Source organism: Streptomyces sp. NPDC104831 (genome assembly GCF_055583025.1).
Window position 1 is genome coordinate 1 of the sequence record NZ_JBVJOT010000103.1, and the last position, 16,651, is coordinate 16,651.

Below are 16,651 nucleotides of genomic sequence, written 5' to 3' on the forward strand. Positions count from 1 at the left end.
CAGGCACAAGATCATCCGACACACACAGAACTCTGCCGCCCACCGGCCCAACTGCCAAGCCTGTGAGCCAAACTCATTCTGAAATGATCAGTTAGTGCGGCCCCGGTGGTCTTCCGTTCCGTTGCCGGCTCCCCCGCCCTTCCGGTCAACGGGCACCACCAGGTCGTGCGGACCGCAATCCCCCGGAGGAGTGAGCACCCCTGATCGAACGAGTTTGAGTCGGGAACGCCCGGAGCCCTCACGGCCCCGCCCCGGCCCTGGAACATGCGTTCACGAGATGCCTCCGGCCGGACCGTGACGCGACCCGGCCGGCAGCGTTTTTTGGAGCACCTGTGCCAGACCGACGCCCAGACGGAGGACACCATGCACCCCAAGCCCGCTGCCGCGCCCCGGCCTCCCGCAATCGAACGGCACCCCGGCACCACCCGGCACGGCGTTGACGGAGCCGTGGTCTCGAAACGCCTGGGCAAGGGGTGGGCGGCATGAACGAGCCCACCGATGCGACGGCCGACAGCGTCCCGGGACCGCGACCCGCCCCCGAGGGCCCGGCACCGTCCGCCGGGGCGCGGAAGCAGCCCGACGACTCCCCCACAGGCAAGCCGGGCGCCGCTGCCCGGACACCCGGGCCGGACCCGCAGCTGCGCTACGTCGACCTGACGGGCAGCCGCGAGGCGGCCGGCCGGTCCATCAGGATGCGTGACATGGCCCGGCGCCTGCCCCAGCTGGTGCGCCGCTCGCTCGCGCTGGCCTGGCGGGTCGACCACCGGGCGACCGTCGGCCTCCTGCTGTGCCAGGCCGCCGCCGGCGTGATGCAGGCCCTCGGGCTGGTCGCCATCAGCGGCACCCTCACCGCGCTTTTGACCAGCGGCGACATCTACGACCGGCTCCTCGACGCCTGGCCGCCCATCGCCCTGCTGGCCGGTGCTGCCGCCGTGCGCGCCCTGCTGGGGATCACCGTCAACTGGCTGTCCGCGCGCCTGGGCCCGCTGATGTCCCGCGAGGCCGAGCAGATGCTCCTCGCCGGCTGCGCCGAAGCGGAGTTGTGCGCCTACGACGAGCCCGACTTCAACCGCGCCCGCGAGGCCGCCGACCGCGGAGCGCAGGTCACCGGCGACCTCATCGACGAGGGCCAGGACCTGATCGCCTCGGGTGCCGCCTTCCTCGCCGGGGCGTTCGTGCTGGCCGGCGTGCACTGGATCCTGCTGCCGCTGCTGGTCGCGCCAGCCTGCCCCAGGCCCTCGCACAGGTCGGTGCCGCCCGGGTGCGCTACCTGGCGAACCTGCGCAGTCACGGCGACCAGCGGATGCTGTCGGTACTGCGCTGGCACATCTACACCAGGGAGGCCGCCGACCAGATCCGTGCAGGCACCATGGCCGGCTTCCTGTCCGGCCGGTACCGGCAGACGGTCGCCCGGATCAACCGCGAGGACCGGGCCGCGGCCGACCAGGGTGCTCGCATGTCCCTGCTCGGGGCGCTGTGCGGAGGGCTCGGCTCGGCAGTGGTGTGGGCGGCGGTGGTGTGGCTGCTGGCCGCCGGCAGGATCAGTGTCGGGCACGCCGGCACCGCCGTCTTCGCCCTGCAGACGTCCGGGCAGGCAGTTCGCGGCCTGGTCGCCGTCGGGGCGCGCGCCGTGCGCACCGGCCTGTACATGGACGACTGGAGCGGCTTCCTCGACCAGGCCGGGGGCTTCCGCCTGCGCCGCGGATCGCACCGTCCCGGCCCGCCGGAGAGGATCGAGATCAAGTCGGTGACCCACCGCTACGCGGGCGAGGACCGTGACGCGGTGTCCGGGGTGTCGCTGACGCTGCGGCGCGGCGAGGTCACGGCCCTGGTCGGGTTCAACGGCTCGGGGAAGTCGACGCTGTCGAAACTGGTCGGCGGCCTGTACCTGCCCACCCGGGGCGAGGTGCTGTGGGACGGCGTGCCCACCGGTGACATCGACCCCCAAGCCCTGTGGCAGCAGGTCGCCCTGGTGCCACAGGAGTACGCGCGCTGGCCGCTGACCGTGCGGGAGAACGTGACCCAGGGGCAGCCCACGCACCGCGGCGACGCCGCGGTGCGTGAGGCGTGCGAGGCCGCCGGCGCCGACGAGGTCGTCGACCGGCTCCGCGCCGGGCTGGACACCCTCCTGGCCCGCGAGTGGCTGGGCGGGGAGGAGTTGAGCGGCGGCCAGTGGCAGCGCATCGCTCTCGCCCGGGCGTTCTTCCGGCCGGCCGGGCTGCTGGTGCTGGACGAGCCGACGGCGAACCTCGATCCCCGCGCCGAGTACCGGATCTTCCAGCGGCTGAGGAATCTGGCCCGCGACCGCGTCGTGCTGCTGGTGACCCACCGCATCACCAATGTCGCCGTCGCCGACAGGATCGTCGTCCTGGACGAGGGCAGGATCGTGCAAGAAGGCACCTACGCCCAGCTCGCCCGGCAGCCGGGCCTGTTCCGGCAGTTGCTGTCCTACCAGGTCACCTCCGAGCCGGACGGCGAGACGACGGGAGAACGCGCATGAGCCGCCCCGCTCGCAGCCGTCGGCCGGACCGTCACGTCGGGGACGAGCGCCAGAGCCCTCTCGCATGAGTCGGGCAGCCCGCCCGCCGGGCGGGCTGCCCGGGGGGCACAACGCCCGATTCGAGTCACCGTGTTCGGGCCGCGGGCGGTGGCGTACGAGCCGGTCGTACGCACTCTGTCCGAGTCGGGCCTACGCACCATGGCGCACCGTGCGCGCACCCGTCCGCAGCGCGGCTTCACCGGCGAGCGCGAGCGCCGTTACACGATCGATGCGGTGCGCCCCCTTGGCGGCGGCCCCTCCGGCCGCGAGGAGGCCGGCCGTTTCCACAGCGTCCGCCACTCCTCCCGCCCCGCCCGAGGGCGCTGCGGGCCGAATGGAACGCGGACCGTCCGGAAAACCGGAGGCGGACAATCCCGCAACACAACGGCGACTTGGAGTCGGGAACTCCATATTCCGCCAGAGCTCTTTATACCCGGCCAAGAACTTCTTATTTGAGCGACCGGCGATATGGCTGATTAGGTTTGTTCCCGACACCGGGCCCCGGCCCGCAAGACGACTTCAGTCCATGAGGGGGAAAAGTGACTGTCGTCCAAGAGGTTGCGTCACCGACCGCGGCCACCCATCCGAGTTATCTGCCCGTTCGCCTCGACGCGGGACGCGCGGACATTCTGAAGCTCCAGCGGCTGCTGCGGAACGGAGCGCGCGCGCACAACGAGCAGTTCGACGAGGACGCTCACCTGAACGACGTCATTCCCAAGCCCTGGGGGTACGAGTACCGCGCCTATGTCGACGACTTCTTCGACCTGTGGGCGCTGCACATCGTCGGCGGGGCCGGCACCTCGGTGCACGTGCACCCCCGCAAGCTGACCTACCTGCTCTGCCTGGGCGGCCAGGGCGTGACGACCGGCGTGGACCGCGCGGACGTGCCGGTGCGGGCGGGCACCATCCTGCGCATCGCGCCCGGCGCCTTCCACGGCACCCGCAACACCGGTGACGATCCGCTGGAGCTCATCGAGGTCGAGGTGCCCCGCAACAAGTTCGACCTGATCCGCCTCCAGGACGAGTACGACCGCACCGGCAAGGGCTACGAGACCGCCTCCGTGGAGGAGCCCCGCCACCCCATGCGCAGCGTCCCCGCCTATCCGAACACGAAGATGCGGGCCCGGACGCCCGACGGCCGCTTCCGGTTCGACCTGCGCACCGGGATGGACATCTTCTACCGCCCCAGCGACCGGGACCTCTTCTACATTCCGCTGCACATCGCGGGCGCCGTGAACCGCGACGTGGAAATCCTCACCGGGCACCCCGAGGACACCCGCCGTCCGCAGACCGACAAGCAGTACCTCTGCATCAGCGGGAACGTCTGACAAACAGCAGGAGAATTCGGCCGTTCCAGCGGCCGTATCGAAAGAGCGGCACCGAAGGAAAAGGAAGAAAGAAATGTCGCGCAACGCTGTCATCATCACCGGACCCGGCTTCCAGGACCACGACGTCGTCTTCACCTACTACCGCCTCCTGGAGGAGGGCTGGCACGTCGACGTGGCGACGAAGAACGCGGACGCCGTGACCGGCAAGTACGGAATTCCGCTGCCCATGGACAAGACCGCCCGTCCGCTCATCGCGTTCGAGGACCTCGCCGTCGACGAGTACGACGTCGTGATCCTCACCGGCGGCCACGAGGCGCCGGACCGCGTCCGCCAGGACCGGCTCGTCCTCGACTTCGTGGCCGGCATGGACAAGGCCGGCAAGGTCGTCGCGGGCCTGTGCCACGGTCCCTGGATCATGGTCAGCGCCGGCGTCCTCAAGGGCCGCAGGGCCTGCGCCTACATCGGGCTGCGCGACGACGTCATCAACGCCGGCGCCGATGTCGTCGACAGCGACGTGATCGTCGACGGCAACATCATCACCTGCTCCTACTACGGTTACATGGGCGCCTTCATGCGCGCGGTGTTCGAGACCACGGACAAGATCGCCGCCGGGAAGCAGGCCGCGTGATGACCGCTCCCGGCGAACTGCTCGCCCTCGACTTCGACGGGGTCGTCTGCGACGCCCTGGAGGAGTGCGCGCTGGTGACGTGGCTGGGCATGCACCCGCCCGACCCGTCGCTGACCGGTCCGGAGCAACTGAAGGCCGTGCCGGAGGAGTTCATCGCGCGATTCCGCACGGTACGCGACTACGCGCGGCTGCTCGACCACTTCGTGGTCGCGCATCTGCCGGAGTCCGCCGGCATCGCCGCGCAGGCCGACTTCGACCGGCTCTTCGACGCCCTGCCGCCGGACCACGTACGGCAGTTCACCGACACCGCCACCCGCGCGCGGGAACGGCTGCGCACGCGGGAGCCGGAGTTCTGGCTGGACCTGCACACGCTGTACCCGGGGATCGCCGACCTGTTGCGGCGCTACAGCGGATCGGTCGTCGTCGTCACCGCGAAGGACGCCGGCTCCGTGCACGCCATCCTGGCCCGCCACGGGCTGGACGGGACGGTGGCCGAGGTGTTCGGCGAGTGCGCCCGCAAGGACGAGACCGTCCGCGAGGTGGGCGCCCGCTGGGGCGTGCCGCTGGAGCGGGTGACGTTCGTCGACGACAACCTCACCAACGCGGCACGGGTGGCCGGCACCGGCGCCCGCGTCCGGTGGGCGCAGTGGGGCTACCAGACCCCCGAGCACCGCGCCGAGGCCGAGCGGCTCGCCCTGACACCGCTGCACCTGGCCGACCTCGCCTCGCTCACCCCGTAACGGCCTGACCCAGGCCACCCGAGGGACGGCCCAGGGCCCCCGGGCCACCCCAGGGGGCCCTGACGCCGCCTCGGGGCCACGCCGGGACTGCCTCGGACGGCGACCACCGCCGCCGGGGCAGCCCGTGCCCGCCCCGCCTCTTCGTTGCCGTCACCCCCGGTCCGTCCCGTCCGTCACGTCCGAGCCCGGAGTCCTCGATCATGACCGCCGCAGATCCGATCACTTCGCCCACGCCCGTGCACCCCCCGGAGCCGGCGGTGCCGCGTACGGCGTTCAGGGTCCAGCTCGGCCTGCTGACCTTCCTGGCCGTCGCCGTCCCCGCACAGCTGTACCTGGCCATTCCCGTCGCCGGCACCATGCGGGACGTCTTCCACGTCGGCGGGGAGTCGGCCGCCTGGACGGGCAGCGCCTTCTCCCTGGCCTACGCGGCGGGCTTCCTGCTGTTCGGCCCGCTGTCCGACCGGTACGGGCGCCGTCCCACGCTCGCCCTCGGCGCCCTCGCCACCGCGGTCGCCACCGCGGCCACCTCCCTGAGCCCGTCCTTCGGCTGGTTCCTCACCTTCCGGGCCCTGCAGGGTCTGGCCGCCGCCAGCTTCGCCCCGGTCGCGCTCGCCTACGTCGCCGAGCACGCCCCGGCCGCCCGCCGCCCCCTCGCGCTGTCCGTGCTGACGACGGGGCTGCTCGGCGCCGGCCTCGCCGGGCAGGCGTACGGCCAGTTGCTCGGTACCGCAAGCACGTGGCGGGCCGCCTTCTGGATCCCGGCCCTGCTGTACGCGGCGGCGGCGGTCGCGCTGTACCGGCTGCTCGCCCCGTCGGCCCCCGACGCCTCGGCGAGCGTGCGCGGTGTCCTCGCCGCGCTGCGGCGCCTGCTGCGGGAGCCGGCCGCGCTCGCGGTGTTCGCCTCCGCGCTCACGGTGTTCGGCAGCTTCGTCGCCCTGTACGCGGTCCTCGACGACCACCTGGGCGACCGCCTCGGCTACACGGGCGGCCAGTTGCTCGCCGTGCAGGGCATCGGCGCGCTGGGCCTGGCCGTCGCCCCGGTCGTCAACCGGCTCGCCGGCGGCCGCGGTCCGCGCTTCCTGGCCGTGTCCGGCTTCCTCACCGCCCTGTGCGGCCTGTTGCTGGCCCAGGTCACGGCCGCGTCCGCGGTGCTGATCGCGGGCACCGTCGTCTTCGTCGGCGGCATCGGCCTCGTCGTCCCGGGCCTGGTCGGACTGCTGCACCGGATCGTGCCCTACGCCCGGGGAGCGGCCGTCTCCGTCAACACCACGGTGCTGTTCGTCGGAGCCTCGCTGGGCCAGGTCCTGGCCGCGGGCGCCCCGTACCACGCCACCCTCGGTGTGCTGTCCGCCGCCGTCCTGCTCGCCGCCGGCGCGGTGGCCGCCACCGCCAGGCTGACGCCGACCGGGTGAGCGCGGGGCGGCGGCCGCCCGCCGCATGAGCGCGCCCCTTTCCCTTCTTCCACCCCGCTCCTTCCGGAGGCCTGCCATGCGGCCCGCCCGTCGGCTCCGCCCGCCCCTCGTCGCCCCGGCCGCCGCCTCCGCCGCCGACCCCGCGGTGGCTCACGACGGCACGCACGGCACCCACGCGGTGCACACGCTCGCCCACCCGGACCCGTCCGCCGGCCGGCCGCCGGCCGCGCGTGAAGGTGCACCGCGGGACCGTCCGGTCGACCGGCCCGGACACCGGCTCCCCGCCGCGGGTCCCCGTGCGGGGGAACGGCGCCCCGGGCATCCCGCAGACCGCCGCCACCGGGTCGGGGGCCGCGGACGACTTCGCCTTCAGCGGGCGCGGGGACACCGTCCCGGTCACCGGCACCAAGGGCGGCACACTGCCGCGGGCCGGTCCCCGCGGCCGTACGACGGCCGTGCGCACGGCGGCGGACGGGCCCTGCGGCCCCACGGCCGTCACCGTCCGGGGTGGCCGGGCCGTCGCCACCAGCGCCGCCCGCTCCACCCGGCAGGACCCCCACATCACGCGCGTCCGGCTCTCCGGCTGACGCCGTCCGACGGAGGCTGAGAACAGTGTCATCACCGGCCGCCCGGATCCCGGCCCAGGGCCACGACCGGCGGCTCCCGCGCATCGCGGGGCCGTCGGGCCTGGTCGTCTTCGGAATCACGGGCGATCTGTCCAGGAAGAAAATCATCCCCGCCGTCTACGACCTCGCCCACCGGGGGCTGCTGCCGCCGGGCTTCTCACTGATCGGGTTCGCCCGCCACGAGGACACGGGCCGGGACTTCGCGCACCTCGCCCGGGAGGCGGCGCGCGCGCACGCCCGTACCCCGTTCCGCGCCGAGGTCTGGGCGCAGATCGAGGAGGGGCTGCGCTTCGTCCAGGGTGACGCCGACGACGACGCAGCCTTCCGCCTCCTGCGCAAGGAGATGCGGTCCCTGCCGGGCACGGGCGGCAACTTCGCCTTCTACCTCTCGGTGCCGCCGAAGGTGTTCCCGGTGGTCCTACGGCAGTTGCAGAAGCACGGCCTGGCCGAGGCGCCCGAGGGCTCCTGGCGGCGGGCGGTGATCGAGAAGCCGTTCGGCCACGACCTGGCCGGCGCCCGCGCGCTGAACGCGGTCGTGCACGACGTGTTCGACCCGGAGCAGGTGTTCCGGATCGACCACTACCTCGGCAAGGAGACCGTCCAGAACATCCTGGCGCTGCGGTTCGCCAACACCATGTTCGAGCCGATCTGGAACCGGTCCTTCGTGGACCACGTCCAGATCACGATGGCCGAGGACATCGGCATCGGCGGCCGGGCCGGCTACTACGACGGCATCGGCGCCGCCCGCGACGTCATCCAGAACCACCTGCTCCAGCTGCTGGCACTGACCGCCATGGAGGAGCCCGCCTCCTTCGGCGCCGACGCGCTCGCCGCCGAGAAGGCCAAGGTGCTCGGCGCGGTCCGGCTGCCCGGGGACCTGGACCGTGACACCGTGCGCGGCCAGTACACCGCCGGCTGGCAGGGCGGCACGAGAGTCGTCGGCTACCTGGAGGAGGAGGGCGTCGGCCCCGGCTCCACCACCGACACCTACGCCGCGATCAAGCTCGGCGTCGACAACCGCCGCTGGGCGGGCGTCCCCTTCTACCTGCGCACCGGCAAGCGCCTCGGCCGCCGCGTCACCGAGATCGCGGTCGTCCTCCAGCGCCCCCCGCACGCGCCGTTCGACCGGGAGCCGGGGCGGAACACGGTCGTGATCCGCGTCCAGCCCGACGAGGGGATGACCGTGCGGTTCGGGTCGAAGGTGCCGGGCACCTCGATGGAGGTCCGGGACGTGTCCATGGACTTCGCCTACGGCGAGTCCTTCACGCAGTCCAGCCCGGAGGCGTACGAGCGGCTCCTCCTGGACGTGCTGCTCGGCGACGCCGACCTCTTCCCGCGCACGGAGGAGGTCGAGCTGTCCTGGAGGATCCTCGACCCGATCGAGGAGCACTGGGCCACCCACGGCAGGCCGGCACCGTACCGGGCCGGCACATGGGGGCCCGAGCAGGCGGACGAGATGCTGGCACGAGACGGACGGAGCTGGCGCAGGCCATGAGGACCGACCTGAAGGACACCACCGCCGCGGAGATCCACCAGGCCCTGGTGCGGGGCCGCCGCGCCCTCGGCGCCCCGGCCGCGGGCCTGGTGCTCACGCTCGTCGTCGTCACCGACCAGGCGCGCGCCGACCGTGCCCTGACGGTGGCCCGGGAGGCATTCGCGGGGACACCGTGCAGGGTGGTCCTCGCCGTGTCCGCCGGGCGCGCCGAGCCGGGGCTGGACGCGGAAGTGCGCTGTGGGGTCGTGGAGACGATCGTGCTGCGGCTGCGTGGAGAACTGTCCCGGCACCCCGAGTCGGCGGTCCTGCCGCTGCTCCCGGCCGACACGCCCGTGGTGGTGTGGTGGCCGTACGACGCGCCCCGGGCGCCGGCCCGCACGCCGCTCGGCCGGGCGGCGGACCTGCGGCTGGTGGACACGGCGACGGACCCGCACCCGGTGGCCGCCCTCACCCGCGGGGCCGGTCACCACGTCCCCGGCGACGTCGACCTGGCGTGGATCCGCACCGGATGGTGGCGTGCCACGCTGCTGGCGCTGCTGCGGGACCGGCCCGGGCCCTGGACCGCGGCGAGCGTGCTGCACGGCGCACGGCAGGACGCCTCGGCCCTGCTGCTGGCGCGCTGGCTGTCCGGGCGGGCCCGGATACCCACCGCGCCGGAGCCCGTGCCGGGCGGGCGGGGCATCACCGGGGTGCGCCTGGCGGGGCCCCGGCCCGTGTCGCTGCACCTGACGGACGAGCATGCCGTGTGGGCCGCCGGGACCCACGGCACCTACCGGCTGGCGCGCCCGCGCATCACGGACGCGGCCGTACTGCGGGAGGCGGCGGGCCACTTCGGCCCCGACCCCGCCTATGCGTCCGTCCTTCTCCCTTCCAGCGGCACGAAGACCACCGGCACGACGACCGCCGACACGACGACCACCGACACGATGACTCTGGAGCCGATATGACCACGCCCGCCGGGCAGCGCGTCCTCTTCGTCCTCACCAGCCGGGGAAGCCTCGGTGCGACCGGCCGTCCAACGGGTTTCCACCTGGGGGAAACCGTCGAACCGTGGCGGATTCTGCGTGCTGCCGGTCATGCGGTGGACTTCGTCTCCGTCGCGGGCGGCCGACCGCCCATGATCGGGCACGATCCCGACGACGAAACGCAGCGGGGCTTCCTCTCGCACCCCGAAGGCGGAGCGCTCCTCGACCACTGCCCGCGCCCCGAAGGAGTGGATCCGCGCGACTACCGCGGGATCTACTTCGTCGGCGGCCACGGCACCATGTGGGACTTCCGGGGCAACGACGCCCTGCACACGCTCGTTCGTACCGTCCATGAGAACGGAGGCGTCGTCGCGGCGATCTGCCACGGCCCGGCAGCGCTGGTCGACGTACGGCTCTCCACAGGGGAGTACCTGCTGGCCGGCCAGGCCGTCACCGCCTTCTCCAACGAGGGCGAGGCGGCCCGTGGGCTGGACACCGTGGTGCCCTTCCTCCTCCAGGACGCGCTGGAGGCCAACGGCGCGGTGTACTCCTGCGCCCCCGGCCGGCAGCCGCACGTGGTGGTCGGCGACCGCCTGGTCACCGGCCAGAACCCCGCGTCCGCGGCACCGCTGGGCCACCGTGTCGCGGAGCTGCTCGCGGCCTGACCGCGGCGGAACGCCACGGAGCCGGTGCCGTTCCCGGTGCCGGCTCCCGGCGTTCCGCCCGCGCGGTGACGTCACACCTCGCGGTAGAGGGCCACCTCGCGCTCGGCGAGCAGCGGAACGGCCCCCTCCGTCACCAGCCGCCGGTAGTGGTCGCTGTTCTTGTGGCGCTCCAGCGCGCTTTCGTCAAAATAGCTCTCGAAAAGGACGAAAGCCCGCGGATCGTCCAGTGACCGCACCGGCTGGTACGACAGGCAGCCGGGCTCGGCGCGACTCGCCTCGGACACGGCGGGGAGGAGTTCCGCGATTTCCTCCTCGCGGCCGGCGCGGGCAACCCACTTGGCGACGACGTAAATCGGCATCGATCCGCTCCCTTTGAATTCCGGTCGGCCCGGCGGCCGACGGGACTGCGATCATAGAGCCGACCGGATCAGCGATGACACATAGGGAATTGCATTACTCCGATAATCGCTGGCCCGAATGCGCCGGCGTCCGCGGCGACCCGGTCAGGCGCGCGCGGCCCGGGGTGTCTTCCGCGCCCAGCCGCCGGGCAGGGGGACGCCCGCGGCGATCCGCATGGCCGTCGCGGCGAGTTCCGCCGCCGAGGCGGGATTCTGGCCGGTGACCAATGAGCCGTCGGCCACCACATGGCTGGTGAACGGCTCACCCGCCTCGTACCGGGCGCCCCGTTTCACCAGGGCCTCGTCAAGGAAGTACGGCATCACCTCGGCCAGGCCGACGGCCCGCTCCTCCTGCTGGGAGAAGGCGGTCAGGCGGCGCCCGTCCACCAGATGACGGCCGTTCGGCAGCCGCACGTTCAGCAGCGCGCCGACACCGTGGCAGACGGCGGCCAGCACGCCGTCCCCGGCGCAGTACGCGGACAGGAAGCGGATCAGGCCCTCGTGCTCGGGCAGGTCCAGGATCGAGCCGTGCCCCCCGGCGACGAAGACGGCGCCGAACGCGTCCGGTTGCAGGCCGTCGACCGTGGCGGTGTCCGCCAGCCGGGCCCGGACGGTGCCGTCCTCCAGGAACATGCGCTGCGGCGGGTCCGAGCGGTCGACGCCGCCCATCGGGGGCCGCCCGCCGGCCGCGCTGACGAATTCGACGTCCCAGCCGGCGGCCGTGAGCGCCAGCCAGGGGTACGCGGCCTCGGGGAGCCAGAATCCCGCGGGCCGGCCGTTGGGCAGCCGCTCGACACTGCTCAGGACAATGAGTCCCGTGCGGACGGCGGTGGGCATCATGGCCTCACTTTCCAGTACTTCACGGCCCAGGTGGCAGGCCACCGGAGGCCGGGCGCAGATGAGCACCATACTTCAGATTTACGGCCCCTTGAAGGCCGGGGAATGGTATCCGTCATGCCATAAAGAGCCGTATAGGGGCGATGCGATCCCATATTTGAAGCGCCTGGTCCGGCAGCCTAGATTCGATGGCGTCGAGGACGGCACGGGTCGTCCGTATTCCATGACGCCTCATTTCCACACTCCTGGAGAGCCCTCATGTCCAAGAAGGTCCTCTTCGCCCTGACGAGCCACGACACGCTGGGCGACACCGGCCGCAAGACCGGCTTCTACGTCCCCGAGGTGGCCCACCCCGCCGAGGTGTTCCGCAGGGCCGGGTACGAGATCGCGTACGTGTCCGTCCGGGGCGGCGCCGCTCCGCAGGACGGTGTCAACCCGGACGACGCCGTCGTGGCGTCCTTCCTCGCCGACGAGGACAGCCGGCAGGCGCTGGCGGCCACCCCGGCCCCGCACGACGTGCGGGCCGAGGACTACGACGTCATCTACTTCGCGGGCGGGCACGGCACGATGTGGGACTTCCCGGAGTCCAAGGAGCTCGCCGAGCTGGCCGCCGGCATCTACGAGCGCGGCGGTGTCGTCGCCGCCGTGTGCCACGGCCCGGCCGGCCTGGTCAACATCAAGCTCAGCGACGGCAGCTACCTGGTCGACGGCAAGCGGGTCTCCTCCTTCACCAACGAGGAGGAGGCAGCGGTGGGGCTCACCGAGGTGGTGCCGTTCCTGCTGGAGTCCAAGCTGGCCGAGCGCGGCGCGAAGATCACCAAGGCCCCGAACTTCGCCGCGCACGCGGTGGCCGACTCCCGCCTCGTGACGGGTCAGAACCCGGCCTCGGCGGCCCGCGTCGCCGAGCTGGTCGTCGAGGAACTCGCCTCGGCCTGACCCCGGTGCCGGCCGGGCAGGCCGAGCGAGGACCGGCGCCGAATCCCCCGGGCGCCCCCGTCCCCGCTCCGCCCGCCCGGCCCTGGGGCACCACACGGCCGGGCTCACCGGCACGCGCGAAGTGATGTCGGCCACACCTGCCCCGATTGCGTGACCCCGTCGGCACTGTGGGTCACTGTGATCCGGGGTTGTCTGCACGACCGCGCAGGCATGGCCTGCGGAACCACCGGGGGATGGCTTGACCGTACAACTGAACTGGCTGCGCACGTTCGTGACCGTGTACCGCCTCGGTTCCTTCACCAAGGCGGCGCAGAAGCTGGGCATGTCGCAGCCGGCGGTCACACACCAGATCCGCAATCTGGAACGGGAGGTGGGCCGTCCGCTCTTCGAGCGGCTCCCGCACGGCGCCCAGCCCACCGCGGCGGCCGACGGCCTCCTGAGGCAGGTCCAGGGCCCGGTCGACGCGCTCAGCCACACCGTGGAGTCCTCCTTCGGCAAGGAGGCACCGCGCCGGCCCCTCTACGTCGGCGGGCCCGTGGAGCTGATGACGACCCGGGTCATCCCCGCGGTCAGCGACCTGATCCCCGAGGGCATCCAGTTCCGGTTCGTGTTCGGCCTGGCCGACGATCTTCTGGCCCAGCTCTACGACGGGGAGCTGGACCTCGTCCTGTCGACGGTCCGCCCGAGGGCCCGCGGACTTTCCGCCACGCCGCTGTTCGACGAGGAGTTCGTCCTGCTGGCCTCCGCCGAACTGGCCGCGCGGATCCCGCGCGAGAAGCTGGAAGCCGAGGGCCCCGCCGCGCTGGACGGCATTCCGTGGATCTCCTACGCCGAGTCCCTGCCGATCATCCGCCGCTACTGGCGGACCGTCTTCGACTCCACCCCGGCCCTGACCCCCGCCGTCGTCGTGCCCGACCTGCGCGGGGCGCTGGCCGCGGTGAAGTCGTCGGCGGGCATCTCGGTGCTGCCGACCTACCTGTGCGCCGAGGAGATCGCCGACGGGGAGGTCGTCCCCCTCCTCGAACCCGACGTGCCGCCCATCAACACCTTCTATCTGGCGCTGCGCCAGGGCGAACCGGCCCAGCCCGACCTCACCGTCCTGCACGGCCACCTGCTGCTGAAGGGCCGCCTGTGGTCCTGAGCGGGTCTTCCCTGCGCCGGCGCTCTCCAGGCGCCGGCGCCACAGGCGGCCGGCCACGGCAGATCAGGCGTAGCGGCTGAGAAGGGCATCCATGTATTCTTCCAGCCTCTGGGCCAGAACACTGGCCGTGAGATCGACGCGGCCGAGTTCGCGCCAGGGAACAGCGACCTTCTCCGCGTCCGGGGCGAAGCCCAGCGCGTCCAGCAGCCGCCAGTAGAGATGGCCGGTGCCCTTCTCGGCCAGGTTCCCTCCGGCGGCGGCATAGCGGTCGGCGAACCGCATGCCCGCGGGGACCCCGTGCAGCAGGGCGAGGGCCGTCGAGCAATGGGCCACGTCCAAGTCGGCCGGCCCCCAGGAGGTCTCCACCCAGTCGACGACCCCGCTGATCCGGAGGTCAGCGCCGGTTCCTGTGAACAGGACGTTGCCGGGATGGAAGTCCCGGTGCAGGAAGCGCCCCTGGTAGGCGGGGGGTTCACCGCGGATGACGTCGACAGCCCGCTGCCAGAGTCCCGGCCGCCCGGTGGTCGCGGGCACGGTCACACGTTCGGGAGAGGTCCATGGCTCGTAGACGCGGGGCCGTTGTGGCACGGTCACCGGCAGCCGATGGATCCGCACCAGCTGTCGCGCCAGCAGTTCGGCCCGGTCATCGGCGTCCTGATCGCCCAGGCGCACCGTCCCCGGCAGCAGGGACATCAGCAAGGAGGGATGGTCGCAGTACCGCGCCGTCGCGTCCACCGCCGTGAGCGTGGCCGCGGGCACGTCCGTGTCACCGAGCAGGCGCAGGACGGTCGCCTCGCGGGTCAGCAGGCCCTCCGCGTGCCGGACGAAGAAGGGCTTGACGAAGGACCGCAGGACGAGTGAGCGCCGGCCCTGCGGACCGCGGAGGTCCAGACGGTGCATCTCCGACGTCCAGCCGCCGCGCAGCCGCACAACCCTCTCGATACGCTCCGCCTCGCGGAGCTCCGTCTCCACCCAGGACCGCGTGGCACCCCGATCCCGGCTGACGGGATCCGCCCTGGCGTCCTCGGCTCTCTCCCCCGAACGCATGGAGGCAGGCTATCCGCCTCCCGGCGCACGCGTCCCGTGAACCGGATGCGCCGAGAGTGGCTTGCGGCTGCCGGGGCGCGGCGTTCGCGATGCGTCGCCGGAACGGAGTCCGGTGGGCGGTCGTCGCGCGCGGGCTCCGGGGCCTCGGCGGGCCCTGGCGGCGTGCGGCCGGGCGCGTCAGGCCGGCCCGGGTTCCCGTCGGGGGCGGACCCGCATCAGGAGGCCGGTGGGGTTGTTGGTGGAGGTCATGACACCCCGTACCCGTGTTCCAGGCTCGGGTTCCAGGCGCCATCGGCTGACCACGGCCGCGGTCACCGCCGTCATCTCCATGCGCGCGTAGGAGTCCCCGATGCACCGGTGGCCGCCCGCGCCGAACGGGACGAAGGCTCCGCGCGGGACGGGTGGCCGACCGGGCAGCCAGCGGTCCGGGTCGAAGCGGGTGGGATCGGGGAACAGGCGTGGGTTGCGGTGCAGGACCAGGGCGCTGAAGATGAACTCGGTGCCGGCGGGGAAGTGGTGGCCGCCCAGTTCGACGTCGGTGACGGCCCGCCGGATGGTCATCCCTCCGGGATTGCGCATGCGCAGGGCCTCGTCGAGCACGCGGCGGGTGTACGGGAGCCGGGTCAGCTCCTCGGGCGCCGGGCAGCCCGCGGCCAGGTGCCGGAGTTCCGCGTGCAGCTCGCGGTCGACGTCCGGGTTCCGCCCGAGTTCGTGGAAGAGCCAGGCGAGGCCCCCGGCGGCGGTTTCGGTGCCGGCGACCAGCAGCGTCATGAGCTCGTCGTGGACCTGCCGGTCGGTCATGGCCTCGCCGCCGTCGTCGTCCTGGGCCGCCAGGAGCATCGACAGCAGGTCCGGGTCCTCCGTCCGGGGGGCCTCGCGCCGGGTGCGGATGAGGTGGTCGATGGCGCGGCGCAGGCGCCGGTGCGCGTCCGCGAGACGCCGGTTGCCCGGGGTGGGGAGCCGGTGCCACAGGTCGGTGGGGTCCAGCACGCGGGTGTACATGCCGCGCAGCACGAGGGGCATGGCGTGGTGGATGTCGGCGCTCAGCTCGTCGTCCAGCGCGGTGGAGAACAGCGTCGCGGTCACCACGGACAGGGAGAGGTCGTGCATCTCGCGCGTGACGTCGAGGACTTGGCCCGGTCGCCAGGAAGAGGCCCGCTCGGCGGCGATCCGCGCCATGGTGCGGGCGTAGCGGGCGATCTGGCGACCGTGGAAGGCCGGCTGCATCAATCGCCGCTGGCGGAGGTGGAAGGAGCCTTCGGACGTGGCCAGACCCCGGCCGAGGTAGTCGTGCAGTTTCTCGAAGGAGCGGCCCTTGGCGTACCGGGCCGCGTCGGTGACCAGGACGCGGTTGACCAGTTCCGGGGCGGCCAGGACGTAGGTGGGCCTCGGGCCCAGGTGGACGGCTACCAGGCCGTCGTACGCGGTCAGGGTGTCGAGGAATTCCAGGGGGCGGCGCAGCAGGGCGAGGGCGTGACCGATCACGGGCATCCGGCCGGGGGCGACCGGCGGGGAGGAGTGGGTGACGGAGGTGCTCATCGTCGTCCCTTCGGGCGGACGGGCCGGCGGCTCGGCCGGCGGGGGTGGTGCCGGGCAGGGGTGACGGGCGCGCCCGAGCCCATAGGGTTCTGCCCGTTCGTCCGCCGAGGTAGCCCTGCCCGGCTCCTGCCGGACCGAGTTGGGCAGGGCCCGGGTCCGTACCGCCTGGGGCCTCGGCACGGCCGGCGCCACCGATCGTCGTCCGCCCCCGGAGGGGCCGGGGCCCACCCGGTGGGCCACCGGCACCCGCCGGGGGGGGGGGGGGGGGGGGGGGGGGGGGCCGGGGGGGGGGGGGGGGGGGGGGGGGGAGCGGGGGCAGATGGGAGGGGGAGTGGAGGATGGAGGGGAGCGAGGG

The 16,651-nt window shown here is 72.9% G+C and carries 14 protein-coding genes and 1 pseudogene; 11 read left to right on the top strand and 4 right to left on the bottom strand.

From position 1 onward, the window contains the following. The first annotated feature begins 638 nt into the window (after positions 1 to 638). From ACZ63H_RS37090 to ACZ63H_RS37130, 9 genes and pseudogenes are all read left to right on the top strand, one after another. Positions 639 to 2,500 (top strand): annotated as a pseudogene (locus tag ACZ63H_RS37090) (ABC transporter ATP-binding protein). 578 nt (positions 2,501 to 3,078) lie between these two features. Further along, a complete protein-coding gene (locus ACZ63H_RS37095) occupies positions 3,079 to 3,867 on the top strand; it encodes a cupin domain-containing protein (RefSeq protein WP_469872800.1) in 789 nt (262 codons plus the stop codon). 73 nt (positions 3,868 to 3,940) lie between these two features. After that, positions 3,941 to 4,495, top strand: coding sequence for a DJ-1/PfpI family protein (locus ACZ63H_RS37100; protein WP_469872802.1), 555 nt, complete (start codon positions 3,941 to 3,943; stop codon positions 4,493 to 4,495). Next, positions 4,495 to 5,235 (top strand): HAD family hydrolase, encoded by a 741-nt coding sequence (locus ACZ63H_RS37105; RefSeq protein ID WP_469872804.1) that lies wholly within the window; start codon positions 4,495 to 4,497, stop codon positions 5,233 to 5,235. The genes ACZ63H_RS37100 and ACZ63H_RS37105 overlap by 1 nt, the downstream gene beginning before the upstream one ends. A 200-nt stretch (positions 5,236 to 5,435) precedes the next feature. Then, positions 5,436 to 6,647, top strand: coding sequence for an MFS transporter (locus ACZ63H_RS37110; protein WP_469872806.1), 1,212 nt, complete (start codon positions 5,436 to 5,438; stop codon positions 6,645 to 6,647). A 296-nt stretch (positions 6,648 to 6,943) separates the two neighbouring features. Beyond that, positions 6,944 to 7,234: a hypothetical protein gene (locus ACZ63H_RS37115; RefSeq protein WP_469872808.1), complete on the top strand. Its 291-nt coding sequence runs from the start codon at positions 6,944 to 6,946 to the stop codon at positions 7,232 to 7,234. A 25-nt stretch (positions 7,235 to 7,259) separates the two neighbouring features. Further along, positions 7,260 to 8,768: a glucose-6-phosphate dehydrogenase gene (gene zwf, locus ACZ63H_RS37120; protein WP_469872810.1), complete on the top strand. Its 1,509-nt coding sequence runs from the start codon at positions 7,260 to 7,262 to the stop codon at positions 8,766 to 8,768. Beyond that, entirely contained in the window at positions 8,765 to 9,715 is a 951-nt protein-coding gene (locus tag ACZ63H_RS37125; RefSeq protein ID WP_469872812.1) for a glucose-6-phosphate dehydrogenase assembly protein OpcA, read from the top strand. Before zwf ends, ACZ63H_RS37125 begins: the two co-directional genes overlap by 4 nt. Further along, positions 9,712 to 10,398 carry a type 1 glutamine amidotransferase domain-containing protein gene (locus tag ACZ63H_RS37130; protein ID WP_469872814.1) on the top strand — a complete coding sequence of 229 codons (687 nt, stop codon included), beginning with the start codon at positions 9,712 to 9,714 and terminating at the stop codon, positions 10,396 to 10,398. The genes ACZ63H_RS37125 and ACZ63H_RS37130 overlap by 4 nt, the downstream gene beginning before the upstream one ends. A gap of 71 nt (positions 10,399 to 10,469) precedes the next feature. Here ACZ63H_RS37130 and ACZ63H_RS37135 read toward each other — a convergent pair whose 3' ends face one another. Together ACZ63H_RS37135 and ACZ63H_RS37140 are read right to left on the bottom strand one after the other, a co-directional pair. Beyond that, a complete protein-coding gene (locus tag ACZ63H_RS37135) occupies positions 10,470 to 10,757 on the bottom strand; it encodes a putative quinol monooxygenase (protein ID WP_469872816.1) in 288 nt (95 codons plus the stop codon). A gap of 144 nt (positions 10,758 to 10,901) precedes the next feature. Beyond that, complete coding sequence (locus tag ACZ63H_RS37140) at positions 10,902 to 11,636, bottom strand: type 1 glutamine amidotransferase domain-containing protein (protein ID WP_469872818.1); 735 nt, start codon at positions 11,634 to 11,636, stop codon at positions 10,902 to 10,904. 255 nt (positions 11,637 to 11,891) lie between these two features. On the opposite strand from ACZ63H_RS37140, the gene ACZ63H_RS37145 reads away from it, so the two are divergent. Together ACZ63H_RS37145 and ACZ63H_RS37150 are read left to right on the top strand one after the other, a co-directional pair. After that, entirely contained in the window at positions 11,892 to 12,569 is a 678-nt protein-coding gene (locus tag ACZ63H_RS37145; RefSeq protein WP_469872819.1) for a type 1 glutamine amidotransferase domain-containing protein, read from the top strand. A 238-nt stretch (positions 12,570 to 12,807) separates the two neighbouring features. Beyond that, on the top strand, positions 12,808 to 13,710 hold the full coding sequence (locus tag ACZ63H_RS37150; protein ID WP_469872821.1) for a LysR family transcriptional regulator: 903 nt from the start codon (positions 12,808 to 12,810) through the stop codon (positions 13,708 to 13,710). Between the two features lie 63 nt (positions 13,711 to 13,773). On the opposite strand, the gene ACZ63H_RS37155 is transcribed toward ACZ63H_RS37150, so the two are convergent. Beyond that, positions 13,774 to 14,757, bottom strand: a complete 984-nt coding sequence (locus ACZ63H_RS37155; protein WP_469872823.1) for a phosphotransferase family protein — start codon at positions 14,755 to 14,757, stop codon at positions 13,774 to 13,776. A gap of 177 nt (positions 14,758 to 14,934) precedes the next feature. Next, entirely contained in the window at positions 14,935 to 16,296 is a 1,362-nt protein-coding gene (locus ACZ63H_RS37160; protein ID WP_469872825.1) for a cytochrome P450, read from the bottom strand. Positions 16,297 to 16,651: the final 355 nt, after the last annotated feature.

Bases quoted from the DNA above. Each gene is read 5' to 3' on its own strand.
- ACZ63H_RS37155 (WP_469872823.1), bottom strand. From the start codon at position 14,757: ATGCGTTCGGGGGAGAGAGCCGAGGACGCCAGGGCGGATCCCGTCAGC.
- ACZ63H_RS37140 (WP_469872818.1), bottom strand. From the start codon at position 11,636: ATGATGCCCACCGCCGTCCGCACGGGACTCATTGTCCTGAGCAGTGTC.
- ACZ63H_RS37125 (WP_469872812.1), top strand. From the start codon at position 8,765: ATGAGGACCGACCTGAAGGACACCACCGCCGCGGAGATCCACCAGGCC.
- ACZ63H_RS37110 (WP_469872806.1), top strand. From the start codon at position 5,436: ATGACCGCCGCAGATCCGATCACTTCGCCCACGCCCGTGCACCCCCCG.
- ACZ63H_RS37105 (WP_469872804.1), top strand. From the start codon at position 4,495: ATGACCGCTCCCGGCGAACTGCTCGCCCTCGACTTCGACGGGGTCGTC.
- ACZ63H_RS37135 (WP_469872816.1), bottom strand. From the start codon at position 10,757: ATGCCGATTTACGTCGTCGCCAAGTGGGTTGCCCGCGCCGGCCGCGAG.
- ACZ63H_RS37145 (WP_469872819.1), top strand. From the start codon at position 11,892: ATGTCCAAGAAGGTCCTCTTCGCCCTGACGAGCCACGACACGCTGGGC.
- ACZ63H_RS37130 (WP_469872814.1), top strand. From the start codon at position 9,712: ATGACCACGCCCGCCGGGCAGCGCGTCCTCTTCGTCCTCACCAGCCGG.
- ACZ63H_RS37160 (WP_469872825.1), bottom strand. From the start codon at position 16,296: ATGAGCACCTCCGTCACCCACTCCTCCCCGCCGGTCGCCCCCGGCCGG.
- ACZ63H_RS37100 (WP_469872802.1), top strand. From the start codon at position 3,941: ATGTCGCGCAACGCTGTCATCATCACCGGACCCGGCTTCCAGGACCAC.